9 protein-coding genes are annotated in these 21,096 nt (G+C 47.5%); all 9 read left to right on the top strand.

Annotation, left to right across the window (positions count from 1 at the left end; translation table 11 throughout):
* The first annotated feature begins 322 nt into the window (after nt 1–322).
* The 9 genes from GON05_RS01470 (at nt 323) to GON05_RS01420 (ending at nt 20,995) form a co-directional block, all read left to right on the top strand.
* The gene (locus GON05_RS01470; RefSeq protein WP_157317484.1) at nt 323–3,397 is read left to right on the top strand and encodes an ATP-binding protein; all 3,075 of its coding nucleotides are present in this window, start codon (nt 323–325) and stop codon (nt 3,395–3,397) included.
* A gap of 8 nt (nt 3,398–3,405) precedes the next feature.
* Nucleotides 3,406–4,563 carry a response regulator gene (locus GON05_RS01465; protein WP_157317483.1) on the top strand — a complete coding sequence of 386 codons (1,158 nt, stop codon included), beginning with the start codon at nt 3,406–3,408 and terminating at the stop codon, nt 4,561–4,563.
* Nucleotides 4,564–4,652: 89 nt separating this feature from the next.
* The gene (locus tag GON05_RS39150; protein WP_246238752.1) at nt 4,653–9,962 is read left to right on the top strand and encodes an S-layer homology domain-containing protein; all 5,310 of its coding nucleotides are present in this window, start codon (nt 4,653–4,655) and stop codon (nt 9,960–9,962) included.
* 215 nt (nt 9,963–10,177) lie between these two features.
* The gene (locus tag GON05_RS01445) at nt 10,178–12,550 is read left to right on the top strand and encodes an FAD-dependent oxidoreductase (RefSeq protein ID WP_309491740.1); all 2,373 of its coding nucleotides are present in this window, start codon (nt 10,178–10,180) and stop codon (nt 12,548–12,550) included.
* 168 nt (nt 12,551–12,718) lie between these two features.
* Nucleotides 12,719–13,375 carry an SGNH/GDSL hydrolase family protein gene (locus GON05_RS01440; protein ID WP_157317482.1) on the top strand — a complete coding sequence of 219 codons (657 nt, stop codon included), beginning with the start codon at nt 12,719–12,721 and terminating at the stop codon, nt 13,373–13,375.
* A gap of 464 nt (nt 13,376–13,839) precedes the next feature.
* The gene (locus GON05_RS01435) at nt 13,840–14,892 is read left to right on the top strand and encodes a peptidyl-prolyl cis-trans isomerase (RefSeq protein ID WP_157317481.1); all 1,053 of its coding nucleotides are present in this window, start codon (nt 13,840–13,842) and stop codon (nt 14,890–14,892) included.
* Nucleotides 14,893–14,909: 17 nt separating this feature from the next.
* Nucleotides 14,910–18,956: an Ig-like domain-containing protein gene (locus GON05_RS01430; RefSeq protein WP_157317480.1), complete on the top strand. Its 4,047-nt coding sequence runs from the start codon at nt 14,910–14,912 to the stop codon at nt 18,954–18,956.
* A 255-nt stretch (nt 18,957–19,211) separates the two neighbouring features.
* Nucleotides 19,212–20,141 carry an ABC transporter permease gene (locus GON05_RS01425; protein ID WP_258567493.1) on the top strand — a complete coding sequence of 310 codons (930 nt, stop codon included), beginning with the start codon at nt 19,212–19,214 and terminating at the stop codon, nt 20,139–20,141.
* Nucleotides 20,135–20,995: a carbohydrate ABC transporter permease gene (locus GON05_RS01420; protein WP_157317478.1), complete on the top strand. Its 861-nt coding sequence runs from the start codon at nt 20,135–20,137 to the stop codon at nt 20,993–20,995. The genes GON05_RS01425 and GON05_RS01420 overlap by 7 nt, the downstream gene beginning before the upstream one ends.
* The last annotated feature ends 101 nt before the right edge of the window (nt 20,996–21,096 follow it).

Raw genomic sequence — 21,096 nt, 5'->3', positions numbered from 1 at the left:
AATTAGTAGCTGGGGTTGGGTGTTCTTCACCGTCAAAATTCGCTCCCACTGGGCTCTTAACAAGCTAAACTACGGAGGGAAATTAACTCCTCCAATGATTCCTTTCTCCTCAACGAGGAACTACTGGGTACTATTTCATTGAAATAGGCCCTTTTTCAAAAGAATTTATATGTCTTGAGTTAAGCGAAAGCTCAACCTTATTTTCGTGATTAAGCATTTAATGGTAGATTACTCGTCAAATAGCGACTCGATTCTCAAAGGGATTTGTAAATTTTTGTCGAATACTCTTTTATTATAACATTTGACAAAAAAGGCGAAGTGGATGCTTAAAAATGGCAAGGTCATAATAACGATTATTTGTATCATTGTTGGTTTCTTTGGGTTTCTCATTAAATTTTGGGCAACCCCGATTTATCCGGAGGCAGTAAAAGGCGTGTTGGATTTAACGCAATGGAACTTTGCCAATAACGGGTCTACCCGTTTGGATGGGGAATGGGAATATTATCGAAATCAATTGCTCACTCCGGACGATTTCGACCCGCTGAGACATAACGGCAAGCTACCGGAGATGACGGGGTTCGTTCATGTGCCAGATAGGTGGGAGAAGTATGCAGTCGGGGGCTTGAGCGGGTCTTCGAATGGATATGCGACATTCCGGTTACATGTTAATTTGCAGGGCAACTCTGGGCAGATCTACGGAATCAGGCAGATTAACATTAAAACAGCCCACAAACTGTTCGTAAACGGCAGGGAGATCGGTTCCGGGGGTAATCCTGGGACGGACAGGCAGACGACTCTTTCCGTCAATACACCCTACGTTCAATTTTTGCAAATTGACGGAAATCGTGCTGACATCATCGTTCAAGTAGCTAATTTTCAGTACTTTCAGGGAGGAATCACCCATCCGATTTATTTAGGGTATCAGGGAGACATCCTGTCGATGCGGGAGTTTGCGGTGGTGGAGGATTTATTAGCCACCTCCTGCTTTTTGTTAATAGGCGCATATTTCATTGTTCTTTTCTTGATGAGAGGACGAGAGCGTTCCTGGCTCTATTTTGGTCTGTGCTGTATAGCGGTCTGCGTATATTTGGCGACTCACGGCGAAAAAATTGCGGCGATGTTTGCGCCGGGGATTCCTTTTGAGCTTTTTTTGAAAATACAAACGATCTCCGGTGCAGCATCCGAATTATTTCTCCTGCTCTACGCCATGCAAGCTTTTCCGGGATTATTTAAAAAAGTCGTGATGAAAGGGTTTGGATTGACTCTTGTCGTGAGATTTCTGCTTATTTTGCTTACACCCGCACCGGTCTTCAGTAAAATGGGCAGCGTGGGACTGGTGCTGGCATTTTTCGAGATCCTATATGTCGCTTATGGAATGTCTGCCGGCATGATGCGACGGAGGGAAGGCTCGTTGTTGATGCTGATCAGTGCGTTGTCGCTTCTAATCATTGAAGTCGCTTCCGCATTGGACATTTTGGGGATTGTATCCGTCCTGTCCCTTCAGACTGCCGCTTGGATAAGTTTTGCCGTTGCCCAAGGGTTGTTTCTGTCAAAACAGTTTGTGAATACGTTCAAGAAAGTGGAGACTCTTTCAGAGCGGCTCCGATATATGGACCGATTGAAGGACGAATTTCTTGCCAATACATCCCATGAAATGAAAACGCCACTTCACGCCATCATCAATATTGCCGGATCGCTGCTTGAAGGCGCGGCAGGTCCAATGTCGCCGCATCAGAAGACGAATGTAGCCATGATCAAAGATACCGGCAGGAGGATGGCCAACCTGTTAGGCGATTTGCTTGATTTCTCCAAATTGAAGAATGGAGAGCTTGTTTTGAAGCGGAAAGCAGTAGCTTTGCAACCGATCGTTCGCCTCATTTTTGAGATGTTTCGCCATATGGCAGGGGATAAACCGGTGCAATTCGTTGATTTCCTGAACGATCGTCACTATGTTTATGTGGATGAAGACAGGCTAGTCCAAATTCTGAACAATCTGGTCGGTAATGCGCTTAAGTTTACGGATTCAGGTCAGATTGCCGTATCCGCAAGGGAGAATGATGGCTGGCTTGTGATTTCGGTTTCGGATACCGGCATCGGTATTCCGCAAGACAAGCTGGAAGTCATCTTCGAATCGTTTGAGCAGGCTGGGAAGGCGGTTGCGATGGAGTACGGCGGCATGGGGCTCGGACTCAGCGTTACCAAACGATTGGTGGAATTGCACGGAGGCAGCATTTGGGTCGAATCGGAACAGGGAAAAGGGGCCGTGTTTACCTTTACGGTGCCATCCGCAAATCAGGAAGACGAGAAACGGACCGAACCGGGAGTGAATTGGACGAACGCTTTGCAGGAGTTGGCTGCGCCCCAAATGGCGTCTTCGAGCAAAGTTCGATTGGAAGGGGAAAGCATCTATACGATCCTGATTGCCGATGACGATGCTGCCAATCGGCAGGTGCTGCTCAATCTGCTGTCCGTAGAGAAATATACGGTCATTGCTGTTCCCAGCGGGATGGATGCGATTCGCGAAATTGAGATGAATAGGCGTATCGACTTGGCGATTATCGATCTGATGATGCCCGGAATGTCAGGCTACGAAGTGTGCCGGAATATTCGCGAAAGATACTCTTTGTCGGAACTCCCGGTGTTGCTGCTAACAGCTAGAAATCGTCCGGAGGATATCGTGACAGCTTTTGACTCAGGTGCGAACGACTTTCTCGGCAAACCGATTGAGGCTGGCGAATTAAAAGCCCGCATCCGGACACTGCTTGAATTGAAAAAATCCGTTAGCGATTTAATCTATAGCGAGATGGCTTTTTTGCGGGCCCAAATTAAGCCCCACTTCCTGTTCAATACGCTCAATACGGTAATTTCGGTAAGTCATACAGACGTAAGCAAAGCTCAGGATTTACTTGTTGAATTGAGCTTGTACTTGAGAAGCAGCTTCGATTTCCAAAACCGGGAACAACTTGTCTCGATCCAAAAAGAGCTGGAACTCTTAGAGTCTTATCTGTTCATCGAGAAAGCGCGCTTTGGTCAGCGACTGCAAGTCATCTATGACATCGATGAGGATACTCGCTGCCGTATTCCGCCACTTATTATTCAGCCAATTGTGGAAAATGCCATTCGGCATGGCGTGATGAAGCGGCCAGAAGGCGGAGTCGTGCGAGTTTCCGTGAAAGTGGACCAAGACTGCCTTGTTATTGTCGTATCGGATAATGGACCGGGAATTTCAGATGAAACGAAAGCGTCTTTGTTCCAAGGAAGAAGCGGAACGAGAGGAGTTGGACTCGCCAATATCGAAGGGCGCTTAAGGACACTCTACGGAACGGGTCTAAAGATCGATAGTGTATCTGGAGAAGGTACGGAAGTTATGATTCGCATTCCGAATTCGATGGGGTGAGGTGACTTATGCTGCGAGCAATATTAATCGACGATGAGCAGCCCGCACTGGATTTGCTTGAAAAATTGTTGATCACGATCGGCAACATCGAGATTGTCGGGACGTTTACGAAACCGGGCGAAGCGATAAGTATGTTATTGCAGGAGCGCATGGATGTCGTGTTTTTGGATATTGAAATGCCTGGCCTGAACGGGATTGAAGCGGCTGAACACATCATGGCGATTGACCCCGGAATCGACGTGGTATTTGTGACGGCCTATCATCATTATGCCGTCGAGGCCTTTGAGCTGAATGCCATCGATTACGTGCTGAAACCGACCACAGTAGAACGGTTAAGGAAAACTATCGCGCGGACCATGTCAAAACAAAGCGCCAGTAAGCAAGAGAATGCGGCGCAAACAAGCAAGTCCACGTTTATCTGTTTTGGCCGCTTTGAATGGATGCGCAATGAGAAAGCGGAAACAGCGTCTCCGGTAAAATGGAGAACATCCAAGGAACGCGAACTGATGGCGTATCTTGTTCATCACCGGAATACGTTAATTACGAAAGAAAAAATTCTGGAGGATATTTGGCCTAATGCAAATTTGGAGCAAGTTACCGCATTTTTGCACACCTGTATCTATAGCATAAGGAAAAAAATAGCGAGCGCCGGCGACAACTATAAGTTGGAGTTTCATAACAACTGCTATCGTTTGGAGATACGTGGTGTTGAATGTGATGCTGCCGGATTTGAGCGGGTTACTGGCGGTGAAATGGTCATAACTCCAGATTCTATCGGGGAATTCGAGAAGATAGCAAACCTTTATAAAGGCAATTATATGGAGGAAGATGGTTTTGTTTGGGCTCAGGAAGCGCAGGAGAAATATAAAAGCGATTATATTGAGTTAATGAGAAGAATGTCGGATTACTATCTATCTGTAAATGAGTTCCGTGCGGCGGCACAATGTTTGCATAGCGCCCTTCGCCAAAATCCTTATCTTGACGATGTCAATGAAAGGGTATTGCTGGTGTACGCGAAGTTGGGTGACCGGTTGTCCATGATAAGGCATTATGAACGGTTTACGAAGCTACTGCAAGATGAACTTGGAACTCTTCCATTAAAATCTACGGTTCGATTATTTTCCGAGCTGTACAGCGGCAACGCCGACGATGAGTCGAAGGCGTAAGCCGTTTTTTTTTTGCTCAGAATTTGCTTAGAACGATGTGATAAGGTTAAACGAGCAAAAGCATGAAATTTGGGGAAGGAAGATGAAAGTTGTCGAATAAAGGAAAAACAGCAAGAGAAATGAATGCGAATCTCTCTGCTTGGAAGCAAATGGCTCATAAAATCATTCGACTGAAATTATCATTATTGCTGCTGTTTAGCGCATTTATGTGGATCAATCCTGGGAAAGCTGCAAATGCAGAACCAGTAACGAATTCCCTTGATAACTGGTACATCCGATCCACGGGACAAACTATGGTTGGCGTCACCTATGGCAACGGTATATATGTGGCGGTGGGTACAAGTGGAACGATCTTGACTTCCAGCGACGGAGTGAATTGGATGCCCCGTAAATCGGGCATTACGAATGCTCTTTATGGCGTCAGCTACTTCAACGGCACGTATGTGGCGGTGGGGGCAGCTGGAATAATCTTGACCTCCAGCGATGGTGTGAGCTGGATGCCTCGCACGTCGAGCACCACGTATGATCTTCGTACAGTCAATTACGGCAACGGCGCGTTTGTGGCGGTGGGGCAAAATGGAACGATATTGACCTCCAACGACGGAATGAGCTGGACGAGCCGCTCATCGGGCACTACGCAATATCTTTATGCCGTCAGCTACTTCAATGGCAATTATATAGTAGTAGGGGCAGTTGGCACGATTTTGATTTCAAGCGACGGAGCAACCTGGACAAGCCGCGCATCGGGCACGACGAATGGCTTATATGGTGTCAGCTACTCCAACGGCACGTATGTGGTTGTGGGGCAAAGTGGAAAGGTATTTACCTCCAGTGACGGAGTAAACTGGATGCCCCGCACGTCGATCACTACGAATGGACTAAATGGTCTTACCTACAGTAACGGCACGTATGTGGCGGTGGGGATAAGTGGAACGATTATAACCTCCAGTGATGGCGTGAGCTGGATTGCCAGCACGTCGGGCACTACGAATAATTTTGCTGGCATCAGTTACGTTAACGGTAAGTTTGTGGCGTCGGGGAATGGTGGAACGATACTGACCTCGAGTGACGGAGCGAACTGGACGAGCTCTCTGTTGGGTGTTACCTCGAATCCTATTTATAACATCATCTACGCCAATGGCACATATATGGCAGTGGAATATAATGGAAGAATCTTGACCTCGAGTGACGGAGCGAGCTGGACGAGCCGTTCGTCGGGCACTACGTTTCCTCTGTACGGCGTTATCTATGGCAACGGCAAGTATGTGGCGGTGGGGTATGGTGGTAGGATTTATACCTCGAGTGACGGAGCGAACTGGATGAGCCAACTGTCTGGCACTGGGAATCATCTGTACAGTGTCAGCTACGCCAGCGGCACGTATGTAGCGGTGGGGGCAAGTGGAACGATTGTAACTTCGAGTGACGGAGTGAATTGGACGGGCAGTACGTCGGGTATTGCGTATGACCTATGGAATATTACCTTCAGCAATGGCATTTATGTGGCAGTTGGAGCAAATGGTATGATCTTGACCTCCATTGACGGAACGAGTTGGACGAGCCAAACGTCGGGCACCACGAACATTCTTTACGGTATCGGTTACGGTAACGGCAAGTATGTGGCAGTGGGTGCAGGTGGAACGATCTTGACCTCCAGTGACGGGGCGAGCTGGACGAGCCAAACACCGAGCACTTCGAATGAACTTCGTGGTGTAGGCTACGGCAATGGCACCTATCTGGTGGTAGGGCTAGGCGGAACAATTTTGAGTTCGAGTGACGTAACGAGTTGGGCGGACCATTCGTCGGGCACCTCGAATGGTTTATATGGTGTTACCTTCGCCAACGGCAAGTATGTGGTGGCGGGGGCAAGTGGAATGATTTTGCAATCGCCAACCGTAGATGCGCTGACCAACGCGGCAACGCCGGGCATCGATACGCAGCCAACGGGCGCAGCGGTAAACGTAGGCGCAAGCAGCCCGACTTTGAGCGTAGCGGCTAGCGCAAGCGACGGCGGATTGCTGACGTACCAGTGGTACAGCAATACGACGAACAGCACGAGCGGCGGCACAGCGATCAGCAGTTCAACAAGCCCAACGTATGCCGCACCGACGGCAACGCCAGGCACGACGTACTACTACGTTGTCGTGACTAATACGAACAACAACGTGAGCGGCACGAAGACCGCAACGGCGACGAGCAGCGTCGCAGCGGTCACGGTGAATGCGCTGACCAACGCGGCAACGCCGGGCTTTGATACGCAGCCAACGGGCGCAGCGGTGAATGAAGGCGATAGCAGCCCGACTTTGAGCGTAGCAGCTAGCGTAAGCGACGGCGGATTGCTGAGCTATCAATGGTACAGCAATACGACGAACAGCACGAGCGGCGGCACAGCGATCAGCAGTGCAACAAGCCCAACCTATGCCGCATCGACGGCAACGGTAGGTACGACCTACTATTATGTGGTCGTGACCAACACGAACAGCAGCGTGAGCGGCACGAAGACAGCGACGGCAACGAGCAGCGTCGCAGCGGTCACGGTGAATGCGCTGACCAACGCGGCAACGCCGGGCATCGATACGCAGCCAACGGGCGCAGCGGTCAACGAAGGCGCGAGCAGCCCGACTTTGAGCGTAGCGGCCAGTGTTAGCGACGGCGGATTGCTGACATATCAATGGTACAGCAATACGACGAACAGCACGAGCGGCGGCACAGCGATCAGCAGCGCAACCAGCCCAACTTATGCCGCACCGACGGCAACGGTAGGTACGACCTACTACTATGTGGTCGTGACCAACACGAACGACAACGTGAGCGGTTCGAAGATGGCGACGGCAACGAGCAGCGTCGCAGCGGTCACGGTGAACGCGTTGACCAACGCGGCAACGCCGGGCATCGATACGCAGCCAACGGGCGCAGCGGTCAACGAAGGTGCAAGCAGCCCGACTTTGAGCGTAGCGGCCAGCGTAAGCGACGGCGGATTGCTGACATATCAATGGTACAGCAATACGACGAACAGCACGAGCGGCGGCACAGCGATCAGCAGTGAAACAAGCTCAACCTATGCCGCATCGACGGCAACGGTAGGCACGACGTACTACTACGTTGTCGTGACTAATACGAACAACAACGTGAGCGGCACGAAGACGGCAACGGCAACGAGCAGCGTTGCAGCGGTTACGGTGAACATTGCACCTACGTATACGATTGCTGCTATTACTAATCAAACGTTAACTGAACTTACTCAAGGTTACATTTCGGGTACCCAAGAGACAAAAACCATTGATATAACAAATACAGGCACGAGTGATTTGTTGAATCTGTCGGCAGCGGTTAGCGGCGACCATGCCAACGATTTTGTGATTACCCAACCAAGTGAGACGTTAATGAGCGGAGCGGCCGCAACAAGCTTTACGGTTAAAGTGAAAGACGGATTGCCAGCCGGCACATATACCGCAACGGTAACGTTATCGGCGACCCATATGACGGATGTGACGTTTACAGTCACACAAGCTGTCAACTTGCTGAACTCTCCTGCGAATCCACAAAATCTTGTAGCTACCGGAGGAGACCGTAATATTACACTAAATTGGAGTACGGTAACGGGAGCGACGTATTACAACATTTATATGGCGACAGTTTCAGGTCAATTTAGTAACGCTTCAGTTGCTACCGTCACTTCTTCTACCTACAATGTACAAAACTTGCTAAACGGCACGACCTATTACTTTACAGTGAAAGCAGGTAACTCTGGAGGCTTGAGTGGAGAGTCGAATCAGGCCAACGCTACTCCGGCCACTCCGGCAACGGTTCCGGCAGCACCAACGAATGTTTCGGCAGTAGCTGGAAACGGAGAAGCGACCGTATCCTTTACGGCTCCAACTGACAATGGAGGAAGTGCGATTACGGGGTATGAAGTAACAGCTTCATTAGGGAATATAACCGTAACAGGCCCATCTAGCCCGATTGTCATTACGGGTTTGGTGAATGGAATGAGCTATACGTTTACGGTGAAAGCGATCAGTCATGTAGGGAAAAGTGTGCCCTCCGCTGAGTCGAATGCGGTCATTCCGCAAGCTTCATCCCGTGACGACCATAGCGATAGCGGTGCGCCATCTGCGCCTAATACTCCAACGACACCGGTGAACAATAAAACTAGTGTGGATATACTTGTCAACGGTAAAGTGGAGAATGCAGGAACCGCAACGACAATCCAACAAAACGGTCAATCCGTAACAACGGTGGCAGTTGATCAGAAAAGGCTGGAGGACAAGCTCGCATCGGAAGGTCAACATGCAGTGGTTGCGATTCCAGTAAACTATAAATCGGATGTGGTCATTGGCGAACTGAACGGTCAGATGGTGAAAAGCATGGAGGACAAGCAAGCAGTCCTTAAAATTATAACTGATCGTGCGACCTATACCATTCCAGCGCAACAAATCAATATTAACACCATATCCGAACAAGTAGGCAAGTCAGTAGCTTTGCAAGACATCAAGGTACAAATCGAAATCGCTGTACCAGCAATAGATACAGTGAAAGTTGTTGAGAATGCGGCAGCCAAAGGAACGTTCACGCTTGTTGCACCACCGCTTAACTTTACAGTTAGAGGCATCTACGGAGATAAAAGTATCGAAGTATCGAAGTTCAATGCTTACATAGAACGAACTATTGCGCTCCCAGATGGTGTTGATCCCAGCAAGATTACAACAGGGGTTGTTGTTGAGACCGACGGAACCGTTCGCCATGTTCCAACCAAGATTGTTGTAATTGATGGTAAATATTATGTTCAAATCAACAGCTTAACGAATAGCACGTATGCTATCGTCTGGCATCCGATTGAATTTAGTGATGTAGTGAATCATTGGGCTAAACAAGCAGTGGGCGATATGGGATCGCGGATGGTTATCGATGGTACTGGCAATGGTATGTTTAGTCCAGACCGCGAGATTACCCGCGCTGAGTTTGCAGCCATCATTGTTCGTGGATTGGGCCTCAAACTGGAGCATGTAACATCAGAATTTTCGGATGTGAAAATGACAGATTGGTATAGCAGTGTTGTCGCTACTGCTTATGCGTACCACTTGATCGGTGGTTTTGAAGACGGCACTTTCCGTCCAATGGACCGGATCACGCGGGAACAGGCCATGGTTATCCTCTCCAAAGCGATGACGATCACTAGTTTGAAAGCCAAGCTTTCCGTTCAATCGACAGATGTAATCCTTCGTGCCTTTGGAGATACGGCAGAAGTATCCTCATGGGCGCTGAGCAGCGTCGCGGATAATGTGCAGGCTGGCCTTGTAGCAGGAAGAAGCGGTAGTGAGCTTGCACCGAAGAATTATATGACTAGGGCTGAGGTTGCTACAATGATTCAGAGAATTTTGCAAATATCTGGGCTGATTTAGAAAAAGTGTTATCTATAATTTAAGGGAACTTAGGATAATTGTTGTCCGAAAACACGAGCCAAATTGGCATCGTGTTTTTTTGTTTTGTTGCCCTCCACCAACATCATCTACACGAACTTTTTTATTCTATCTCCATGATGATTTTTTGTATGATTTCGTTCTATTAAATACAATGTATTGTTAATTGTTGGCGAAATCCTGAGGGGGTATAGTAGGTGGGAAAGCAAGCGGGACGCTATCATTTCTTCAAAAAAATATCTTTGAATGGAGAGGAAGCATTGAAGAAGACATCGGAGAAATATCAAGTCGTAGTGGCTGGTGGAGGACTTGCTGGCTTTTGTGCAGCTGTTGCTGCTGCTCGTCATGGTGCGCAAACATGTTTGATTCAGGATAGACCTGTTTTTGGAGGAAATAGCTCATCCGAAATACGCGTTACCCCTCATGGAGCAGCTAATTTTCATGCATACGCTAGAGAAACAGGCATTCTTTCTGAGTTGCTAATAGAGGAGAGAGCACGTAATCACGAAGAGATTTTCGAGAATGGATGGACGAATAGCGTTTGGGATTTAACGATGTATGATATGGCCATGAAAACGCCTAACTTATCATTCCACTTAAACACTTCGGTTCAAGCCGTTGTCAAAGATGGTGACAAAAAGATTCAATCCTTACTTGTCCGTGTCGCTAATGCTGAAACAGAAATTAAAGTTTTCGGTGATATTTTTATAGATTGCACGGGTGACGGCGTTGTGGCGGATTGGGCTGGTTGTGAATGGCGAATGGGTTCGGAGGGTCGCGATGAGTTCGGTGAACCGCATGCTCCCGAAACAGCCAGTGGAGATACGATGGGGAACTCGATTCATTTTAAAACGGTGAATATGGGGCGTCCCGTGCCTTTCGAAGCTCCAGACTGGGCAGTAAAGCATGAAGATCCAAGCTTTTTCTATGATCAAGGCAGACATACGTACGATATCCGAGGTGGATACTGGTGGATTGAGATCGGAGTGCCTTGGCATACGATTTATGAATCCGAGGATATTCGTCACGAACTAACCCGCCATACGTTGGGAATTTGGGACTGGATCAAAAATAAAGACCCGAAAACGAAGGAATTAGCAGCCAATTATGCCCTCGACTGGGTGGGGCAAGTACCGGGTAAACGGGAAAGCCGCCGTATTATGGGCGAATATTTCATGACGGAGCACGACCCGATAAATAGAACCGTGTTTGAAGACGAAATCGCTTATGGCGGTTGGTTTCTTGACCTTCACACACCAGGTGGATTGCTGGCGCCAACAAGTGAGCCGGCCAGTGCTGAAGGCTATAGCGAGACAAGTGACTATGCAATTAAAAGCTATTGCGGACCTTATGGCATTCCGTTGCGCATTTTACTCGCGAAAGACATGGATAATCTCATGATGGCAGGGCGCAACGTGAGCGTTACTCATGCGGCATTAGGTACGGTTCGCGTCATGGCGACAACGGCACTTATGGGTCAAGCAGCAGGTACTTCCGCTGCAATTGCTTTAAAGAACGGAATTTCTATGAAGGAAGTGACGACAAAAGCGATGAAAGAGGTACAGCAGAACCTGCTGCGCGACGGTTGTTTTTTACCGAATGTTGTCAATGAACATCCAGGAGATCTTGCCCGCCAAGCCGTTATCACCGCGAGCAGCGAAATGCTGCTGAATGGCGCAGGTCCAGAAACACAGGATCAACTGCCAAAGCTACAGGAATGGAACGAACCTCAAACAGGCTCCAATGAGTCTTTAAGAAATCGGCGTGGGCAATGGATTGCCATTGCATCTCCGGAAATCGAATCGTTGTCTGTTTGCTTGACGAATCATTCCGATGAACCGCAGCAAATACGTGCAGCGCTGGTGAACGTCGATCATATCTGGGATTATCGAATGGAACCTAAGAATGGATTTATCAGCTCTACCTTACTCATTGTACCGCCAGGAGGACGTCAGTGGGTGAAATGGCAAGCAGACCTGGGGCCGCAAGACGGATTAAAAGCTCAAAGCTATGTCAGATTGGAGTTGGACGCCCATCCTCATATTACTTGGCATGCAGCTGGCTCCATTATTACTGGCCACGTATCTGCTTTTGAAATGGGCAAAGGCCGGATGCGTCGGTTTGATCGTGGTGTAACGATGAGTTATCTCATATCGCCAGCTCAGTCTGTGTACGGTGCATCAAACGTAATTAGTGGTGTGACACGACCGTATCAATATACGAACTTATGGAAATCAGACCCTGCGCTGCCGTTACCTCAATGGGTTCAACTGGCTTGGGAGAAATCGCAATTCATTAGAACGGTTGAAATTACTTTCCCCGGCCATTTAATTCGAGAATATCATGCTTATGCTTCTTTCTACCGTGATCCGCAATGTGCCAAAGATTACCGAGTACAAGCCTATATCGGTGACGAGTGGCAGGATGTTATCAGCGTGAAAGGCAATTATCAACGGCATGTTCGCCATCAGCTTGACGAAAGTGTTCTTACCTCCAAATTGCGAGTTGTCGTCGACGCGACCAATGGGGATCCTTCCGCTGCAATTTATGAAGTAAGATGTTACGCGTGATACGACTGCAACGCTTAATTGGTATTGGCTGCCTAACAACCCAACAACTGTTCCGGCGAAACTTGAGGATGGCAGCTTTAGCGTTAAGAGTGCTCTGACATGCGCCCCAAATAAACAAGGCGATCTTTACCAACGGTCTCACTCTCTATGAAGAAAGGGGAAATGGCAATGTTGATACAGGGTAAACCGATTGATTTGTTAATTCAAGGAGATTCAATTACCGACGCAGGACGTAACCGTTCAGACGTGGGAAGTATGGGGGAAGGCTATGCAAAGCAAATATCCGTGAAACTTAGCCATGAACTGACAGAGTCAAGACCGGTTCTTGTGAACCGGGGAGTGAGTGGCAACCGGGTATCCGATTTATATGCGCGCTGGAACGAGGATGCCATCTACTTGCAACCGAAGCGGCTCAGCTTATTGATCGGTGTGAATGACGCTTGGAGAATCGTGAATGAATTGCCGGAAGGTGCGGCAAACCGTTTTGAGAGCTCCTACCGGCATCTGTTGGATATTACCAAACAGTACTTACCAAATACAGGATTAATTATATGCGAGCCCTTTATCCTAAACTGTGGAGTCGTTACACAGCGCTGGGAACACTGGAAGTCTTTAATTTCCGAATATCAGGCTATAGTGCGTAATTTAGCCGATGAGTATGAGGCCTTGTTCGTACCGTTACAGAACTCGCTTGATGAAGCTTGCACACGTGCGGACGCGTCATTTTGGGCTTCGGACGGCGTACACCCTACCACCGCAGGACATGAACTAATTGGAGGCGTCTGGGTTAAGAATGTACAAACCAGTAAGTTGGCTCTCGTCTGATGGGAAATTGACAAATATCCGGGCAAATTTTAAAAGCTGAAATTGCCCGGATTATTAGGTTAATAAAACGAACCCGTGGTTCTTTTCAAACTGTATTCAACTTTGTTTTCAGTTTGATAGGATTCTACTCTAAAGTGGGAGCAGGCAAGGCTCGTAGAGTCCGAATATAGAATTCACAATACGAGCCGTAAACCCTATTGTTAAACGCGTTCACACTTCAATCTATGAGTATGAATTTATTCTATGAAGTGCACCTTTTTGTTCATTGTTGCCTTCCTTGGCGCTGGGTATAGTGGAGGTAGATTGACGAAAGTCAATTATTAATTTGGAGGGGAGGGATCTCAGGTTAAGATCAAAATGAGACAGCGAAAGTAGTGTAATTAACTGTTCTTATTTTAAATTTAGAAAGCGCTTACTAAATCGAAACACGAGTATGATGCAAATGGAAGGAGCGTATCCACCTGATGAAGCCGACTTCTGCCCATTTCCGCCAATTGTTCCTGTTGCTTTGTATATGCGGAATTTTTACGGTTACGGGGTGCAGTGCTCATACACCTCCCGCAAAAGGCAATTCAAATTTGCCAATTGCAACGGTGAATGGGGCTCCCCTTCAAATCGGTGAATTCCGTTTGCTTGCACAAAAATTGCGTTCCGGCGTCATTCAAACCTTTATAAAGGAATACGGTGCGCAGTATGGCAAAGACTTCTGGAACACAAGCTACGGAGAAGGAGGGACTCCACAGGAGTATTTGAAGCAAATGGCATTAAAAGAAGCGACAGTAGCGAAAGTCATTCAGTTATTGGCCAAAGAGAATGGTTTAATTGATAAAATCGACTATTCCGATTTTGCCATTCGGTTACAAAAGGAAAATATGCGAAGAGAGAATGCGGTCAAAAATAAAGATCCTATTTATGGACCTGTTCAATATGAAGAGGCCGCTTTTTACGAGTACTGGCTGTCAAATTTAAAGCTGCAAACCATGCAATATCTTTCTGACGATTCAGCCTGGAGTCCAAACGACAGGGAGATTCAAGCCTATTATGAAGCGAACCGGACAACCGCATTTCACCAGCCGGATCTGTACAGTTTCGACAAAATTATATTCCCTCTTCATGATCGACAAGAAACGTACAAGAAAGCAGAGAAAGCTAGGGAGGAGCTGACTAAGGGCAAGCCGTTTAATCAGGTGGCACAAGCCTACAATGTCTCCGGGGAAGTAGAGCATGGATCGTTTAATCCCCGTAAGATTATGGAACCTGGACTTGATGATGAGGGCTTTTTAAAGCTTCTGCAAAGTTTAAGCGAAGGGGAAGTTAGCGATATTTGGGAAGAACGCGATTCCTTGCAAATTATTCAGCTGACGGAACGAATCAATGGAGGGGATAAACCGCTGGAAGAAGTAAGAGATGCCGTAAAATCCTCCATCATGGAACAAAAATTGAATCAATGGGTTAGTGACAAGGCGAAGGAGGCCAAGGTAGAACTGACCTCATCTTATTATCAATTTGAATTTTAAACCGGGAGGTGTACATAATGATCAAATTCACAAAGAAATGGTGCAGTCCGGCTTTGATTTTCATAATGCTATTTGTTGCTACTCTTGGTGGGAATTCAGAGATAGCCCATGCGGCAGGTACTTCCTACTACGTGGACGCAGTCAACGGATCGGATGGCAACAACGGTCTGAGCAGCGCAACTGCTTGGAAAAGTTTGAGCAAAATCAACGGCACGGTGTTTATGCCAGGCGATCGAATTTTATTGAAAGCGGGAGGCGTATGGACAGGTCAATTATATCCCAAAGGATCGGGGACCGCCGGCAATCCCATTACGATTGATCAATACGGTACGGGAAGCAAACCACTCATTCAAGGGGGCGGTCTGATCGGTGGCGCGGTATATTTGAATAATCAGGAGTATATGGTCATTCAGAATCTGGAGGTCACGAACAAAAGCGACACAATGGTTGACGGCATTGCCGGTATTCTAGTGGAGGCTACGGACTTCGGCACATTGAACTCCATTAAAATCTTGAACAACTATGTGCATGAGGTGCGTGGCGGGTACGAAGGGCAAAACAAATATTTGGGAGGCATTGCCGTCCGCGCCTTGGGAAGTTCAGTATCAACGAAATTTAACGATGTGCTGATCGAAGGCAACCGCGTTGAAGACGTTTCTCGAACAGGTATTGTCACTTATTCGACATGGCGCAAACGTCCCGGCGTCACCAACGGGAACGGAGCCTTCTCTGCCTGGACGAACGTAGTCGTAAGAAATAATGCGGTTCATCTGACGTTCGGAGACGGGATTCTTGTCACCAACACGATGAATGCCTTGATCGAATACAATGTCAATAGTTATGCCAATTCCAATGATTTGGGCTTGACCAACGCAGGAATCTGGGCTTGGAATGCAGACAATACCATTATCCAATATAACGAAGCTTATGCGACGCAAAATACGAATGATGGGCAAGGTTTTGATATTGACTTTGCTCAGGACGGCACCATTATCCAGTACAACTACAGCCATGATAATGAAGGCGGCTTTGTGCTGATCTGCACCGATGGCTCCAAAACCAACACGAACGGCATAGTCCGGTACAACATTAGCCAGAACGATCTGGAGCGTGTCATTAACGTCCCGGGACCCGTGCAGAATGCAAAAATTTATAACAATACGATTTACGTAAGGCCCGGGTTAAATCCAAAAATAATCCTCCATGGCGATTGGGGCGGCTTTCCGGATAATACCCAGTATTTTAACAATATCATTGTCAATCACGGTTCCGGCGGATATAAATTCTCAGACAGCACGAATACGAAGTTTGATTACAATCTGTTTTACGGCAACCATCCTGCAACCGAACCATCCGACCCGCACAAGTTAACTTCTGATCCTTTAATGGCCAATCCGGGAACGGCGCTGGATCGGGATACAGTGGACGGCTACTTGTTGAAAGCAGGTTCCCCGGCATTGAATTCCGGCGTATTGATCGCAAGTAACGGCGGCAAGGACTACTGGGGCAACCCTGTATCCGCGTCGGCTGCGCCGAACCGCGGCGCATACAACGGAGCCGGCATTACGTATTCCGTGCCTGCGCCAGCACCGTCAGTTCTGACGTTGTTTAGCGACGATTTTAACGATGGAAATGCGACTGGTTGGAATACGGCAGTAGGCCCAGCTGCGAACTGGACAATTGTCAATGATGGAACGCCTCGTTATCAGGGCAGCGCCCCTGACGGCGACGCTATGATAACTTCCGGGCAAGACTGGTCAAATATAAACTTGCAGGCCAGAGTGAAGTCTTCCGTCATTGCTGCGGGCGGATCTGTCTCTCTAATAGCCCGTTACAAGGATCTTAATAATTTCTACAGATTCGGTTACAGCCAATCGACTGGTACGTGGAATATTTGGAAGAAAAGTTCCGTCGCCTACACATTATTGGTGAAAAGCGTACCTTTCTCGTACAGTCTGAATACGGAATACACTGTACGAGCTGTGCTGAATGGCAACAATTTAAGCTTGCAGGTGGACAGCGGAAGCGGCTTTGTTACGGTATGTTCGGTTACAGACAATAGCTTAACTACAGGCTTGGTCGGTCTTCTTACTTACAAGAGCATTAATACGTATGACGACGTTATCGTAAGTCCTATTGTCAACAATATCGGCTTCAACCCGACAAGTTACAGTGTTATAGCAGGTTCGACCGTGAATCCGGTTGTAAATGCAACCCTCTCCGACAACACGACGACTGTCTTGACGGGAGGCGCCACGTATTCCTCGTCGAATCCTGGTGTTGCTGAGGTGAATCCGGAAACGGGTAGGATAAGGGGGATTTCTGCCGGTTCGGCAAACATCACCGCTACGTACCAAGGGAAAACAGCTACAGCTGCCGTGACGGTTACTCCTCCGCCCACGCCGGTTAGCATCAGCCTCAACCCGGCGAACTACGTCGTTGCAGTGGGGACAACCGTGAACACGAATGTCTATGCCAATTACTCCGATAACACGACAAGTACCTTGAGCAGCGGCGTTGCGTATGCTTCGTCGAACCCTAATGTTGCTCAAGTTAACGCTACAACCGGTGTTGTAACTGGAATTTCCACTGGCTCGGCCAACATCACCGCTACGTACTTGGGTAAAACATCTACAGCGCCTGTTACTGTTGCTTTGCCACTGTTCAGCGACAATTTTAACGACGGAGACGCGGCAGGTTGGAATGTGGTAGCAGGCTCGGTTTCGAGCACGTCGATTGTCAATGACGGAACGCCTCGTTATCAGCTCAGCAATTCTTCCGAGACGATAGTAACTGCCGGACAAGATTGGTCGGATTATAGCATACAGGCTAAGGTGAAAACTCCTAATATAACTCCGGGCGGGTCGGCTTCTCTGGTAGCCCGCTACAAGGACATTAACAATTTCTATAGGTTCAGCTATAACGATGGGTATGAAAAGTGGCTTATTTGGAAAAAACTTCCCGGTGGCTTAACATTATTGGGGCAAAGTGATGTTTTTTCGTTTAGTGCAAATACGGAATACAACGTAAGAGCCGTGCTAAAAGGTAACAACATAAGCTTACAGGTGGACAGCGGCAGCGGCTTTATCACATTACTTTCGGTAACAGATAATAGCATCGATTCGGGCAAGATCGGTCTGCATGTGTACAAGAACACCAGTACATTCGACGATGTTATCGTGAGCCCGCTAGTCGTCGACTCCACACCGATTCCGGGCATTGCGATAGACCAAACAGCGCTGTCGCTGACGGCGGGAGATGCAGTTGTGAAGCTGAATGCCACGGTAACGAACTCCACGTACACACCTGTGTGGACATCGTCTAATCCCGCGGTGGCGACGGTCAACAGCAATGGCGAGGTAACGCCGCTTGCTGCCGGAACGGCAGTGATTACGGTTACGCTCGCAAACGGCATCGCCACAGCGCAATGTACGGTAACCGTCGTGTCGGCCAACCAAGGGGGACAACCTGCCATGGTATTGACGGGGCCTTCCGCCGTTCAGGTTGGACAGAACGTGTCTGTTACCCTTGGCATTAACAGTCTTTCTACTGCAGTTTACGCGCAAGATATTGCAATGAGCTATGACGCAAATTTGTTCGAATTCGTTTCGGCAAACGCAGTGAAGAATGGCGTCAATATCGTAAAAATGGTTGTGAGTACGCCAGGTACTCTGCGGTTAATTCTTGCAAGCACAGGGACAGCGGGGGCGGTCACCGGAGATACGCCGCTGATTGAGCTCATTTTCAAAGCCAAAAATATTCAACAATCGGCTGCAGGCAATGTAACGGTTACGAGCGCTAAACTTGGCGAGAGCAATGGCAATGAGATTACGGCGGCAGAGGCTGTCAAAAGCATCGAAGTGCGGACAAATCCGATCGCTATTCCGGGCGACATTACGCTGGACGGCAAAGTAAGCATTGGAGATTTGTCCATGGTCGCTGCCCATTATGGCAAAAATACAGCTAGCGAAGATTGGGCGCAAGTGAAAGCAGCGGACGTCAATGACGATGGTAGAATTGATATCGAGGATCTTACGTTCATTGCTCTGAAAATCTTGGAATAGCCGTGTTCGACATTTAGGATATTGAGAGAAGTGATACATTTTTCCATGTGAAGGAGCTTACCTGCGTGCGGCGGGTAGGCTTTTTTGCGCTTGGCAGTGAATCGTACTAAGGGGTGAATGAGGACACTTGGATTCAACCGATGAGTATGAATTTGTTCTATGAAGTGCATCCTTTCGTTCATTGTTGCTCTCCTATGCACTCGGTATAGTGGAGATAGAGAAGAAATAGAAACAGATAAGGAAGGAATGGAAACAATGGCACGTAGACTAAGCAACTTCCAGAGTTGGATGCGAGAGATTTGGCGGACCAAGTCGTGGTACGTCATGTTGTTACCAGGGCTAGCCTGGTTCTTTATATTTAAGTACATCCCTATGTATGGCGCCTCAATTGCATTCAAGAATTATAATATATTGAAGGGAATTGTTGATAGCCCTTGGGCAAACCCATGGTACAAGCATTTTGCTTATTTTTACGAATCGCCGTATTTTACGCAATTACTCTCAAACACTCTTTTGATAAGTATGTACAAATTGCTTTTCGGCATGGCCCCTGCAATCCTCTTTGCTATTTTATTGTATGAGTGCCGCAATGTCGTGTTGAAACGGTGGATGCAAACGATTAGCTATATGCCTCATTTCTTGTCATGGGTAATTATTTATGGTATCTGCATGGCGCTGCTTTCCGAAAGCTCCGGTTTGTTCAACGATTGGCTGCAATCTCTGCTAGACAGGAAAATTCCATTTCTAAGCTCAACCGAATGGTTTAGAAGCGTACTTATTGCTTCAGATATTTGGAAAGACTTGGGGTGGGGGGCGATTATTTATTTGGCGGCCATGTCCGCCATTGATCCAACACTTTTCGAGGCCGCCAAGATTGATGGCGCAAGTCGGCTGCGCTTAATCTGGCATGTCACCTTGCCATCGATTCGCAATATCATTATTTTGATGCTGCTGCTTAAGCTAGGTACGATTATGGATGCAGGTTTCGAGCAAATCTATATCATGTACAATGTTAAAGTATATGATGTAGCGGACATTATTGATACCTGGGTGTTTCGGGTAGGTCTTGAACAGATGAATTTCAGTGTCGCAACAGCAGTGGGACTATTCAAGTCAATCATTGGTTTTGTACTTATTCTTATCGCGAATCAATGTGCCAAACGTTGGGAGGGGAGCGTATGGTAAGAGGACATGCGGACAGGATGTTCGATATATTCATTTATGCAACAATGTTGATCTTGTGCGTGGTATTTGTGTTCCCGCTCTTGTATGTCATATCCGTATCGCTCACACCGTACACGGAAGTGCTTAAGCATGGCGGCTATATGATATTTCCAACAAAAATTGATTTTGAGGCATACAAAACGTTATTTAATGATGATGCGATCCCGAGATCATTCCGTATCAGTCTCATTATCACGGTTGGCGGTACCTTAATTTCTACCTTTCTTACTGTACTCATGGCTTATCCGCTTAGCCGGAAGAAACTGAAGCTGCGATCTTTCTTTCTTCTGTATGTGGTGTTTACCATGTTGTTTAATGGGGGGATAATCCCCACCTATCTCGTTGTTCAAGATTTGGGCTTACTGAATACGGTATGGGCTATGATGATTCCCAATGCTTTGACGGCTTTTAATATTTTGCTCATGAAGAGTTTCATGGAATCTATTCCAGAGGAGATTTTTGAATCCGCTAGAATGGACGGTGCCAAAGAGAATCGCGTGCTCTGGCAAATCGTGCTTCCGCTTTCCGTTCCTTCGCTGCTAACCATCGGCTTATTTTATGCGGTCACTCAGTGGAACATGTTCTTCAATGCCGTTATGTATGTAACCGATGCCAAGCTGTATCCGCTTCAAGTGATTGTTCGAAATATTATTACATCATCTACTCTAGCTAATATGATTAATGAAGTCGTTGTGCCAACAATGACACTTAACATGGCTGCCGTTGTTGTTTCAAGTGTGCCAATTATTGCTGTCTATCCGTTTATTCAGAAGCATTTTATGAAAGGCATGCTCATGGGTTCGTTGAAAGGATAACCATTTTGTTCTATGAAGATCACATATTTGTTCATTCCAGTTGTCAATTGAAATTGCTAATTTAATAGTGTAAGGAATTTGAACAAGAGAGAAGGGGTAAC

This window comes from Paenibacillus anseongensis, assembly GCF_009757995.1.
Taxonomy (GTDB): Bacteria; Bacillota; Bacilli; order Paenibacillales; family NBRC-103111; genus Paenibacillus_E; species Paenibacillus_E chondroitinus.
Note: the sequence above shows the minus strand (reverse complement) of the source record. Positions and strands in the feature narration are given on the sequence as shown.

Excerpts from the sequence above, each read along its gene's own strand:
- GON05_RS01470 (WP_157317484.1), top strand. The coding sequence starts at position 323 with ATGCTTAAAAATGGCAAGGTCATAATAACGATTATTTGTATCATTGTT.
- GON05_RS01465 (WP_157317483.1), top strand. The coding sequence starts at position 3,406 with ATGCTGCGAGCAATATTAATCGACGATGAGCAGCCCGCACTGGATTTG.
- GON05_RS01440 (WP_157317482.1), top strand. The coding sequence starts at position 12,719 with ATGTTGATACAGGGTAAACCGATTGATTTGTTAATTCAAGGAGATTCA.
- GON05_RS01435 (WP_157317481.1), top strand. The coding sequence starts at position 13,840 with ATGAAGCCGACTTCTGCCCATTTCCGCCAATTGTTCCTGTTGCTTTGT.
- GON05_RS01430 (WP_157317480.1), top strand. The coding sequence starts at position 14,910 with ATGATCAAATTCACAAAGAAATGGTGCAGTCCGGCTTTGATTTTCATA.
- GON05_RS01425 (WP_258567493.1), top strand. The coding sequence starts at position 19,212 with ATGGCACGTAGACTAAGCAACTTCCAGAGTTGGATGCGAGAGATTTGG.
- GON05_RS01420 (WP_157317478.1), top strand. The coding sequence starts at position 20,135 with ATGGTAAGAGGACATGCGGACAGGATGTTCGATATATTCATTTATGCA.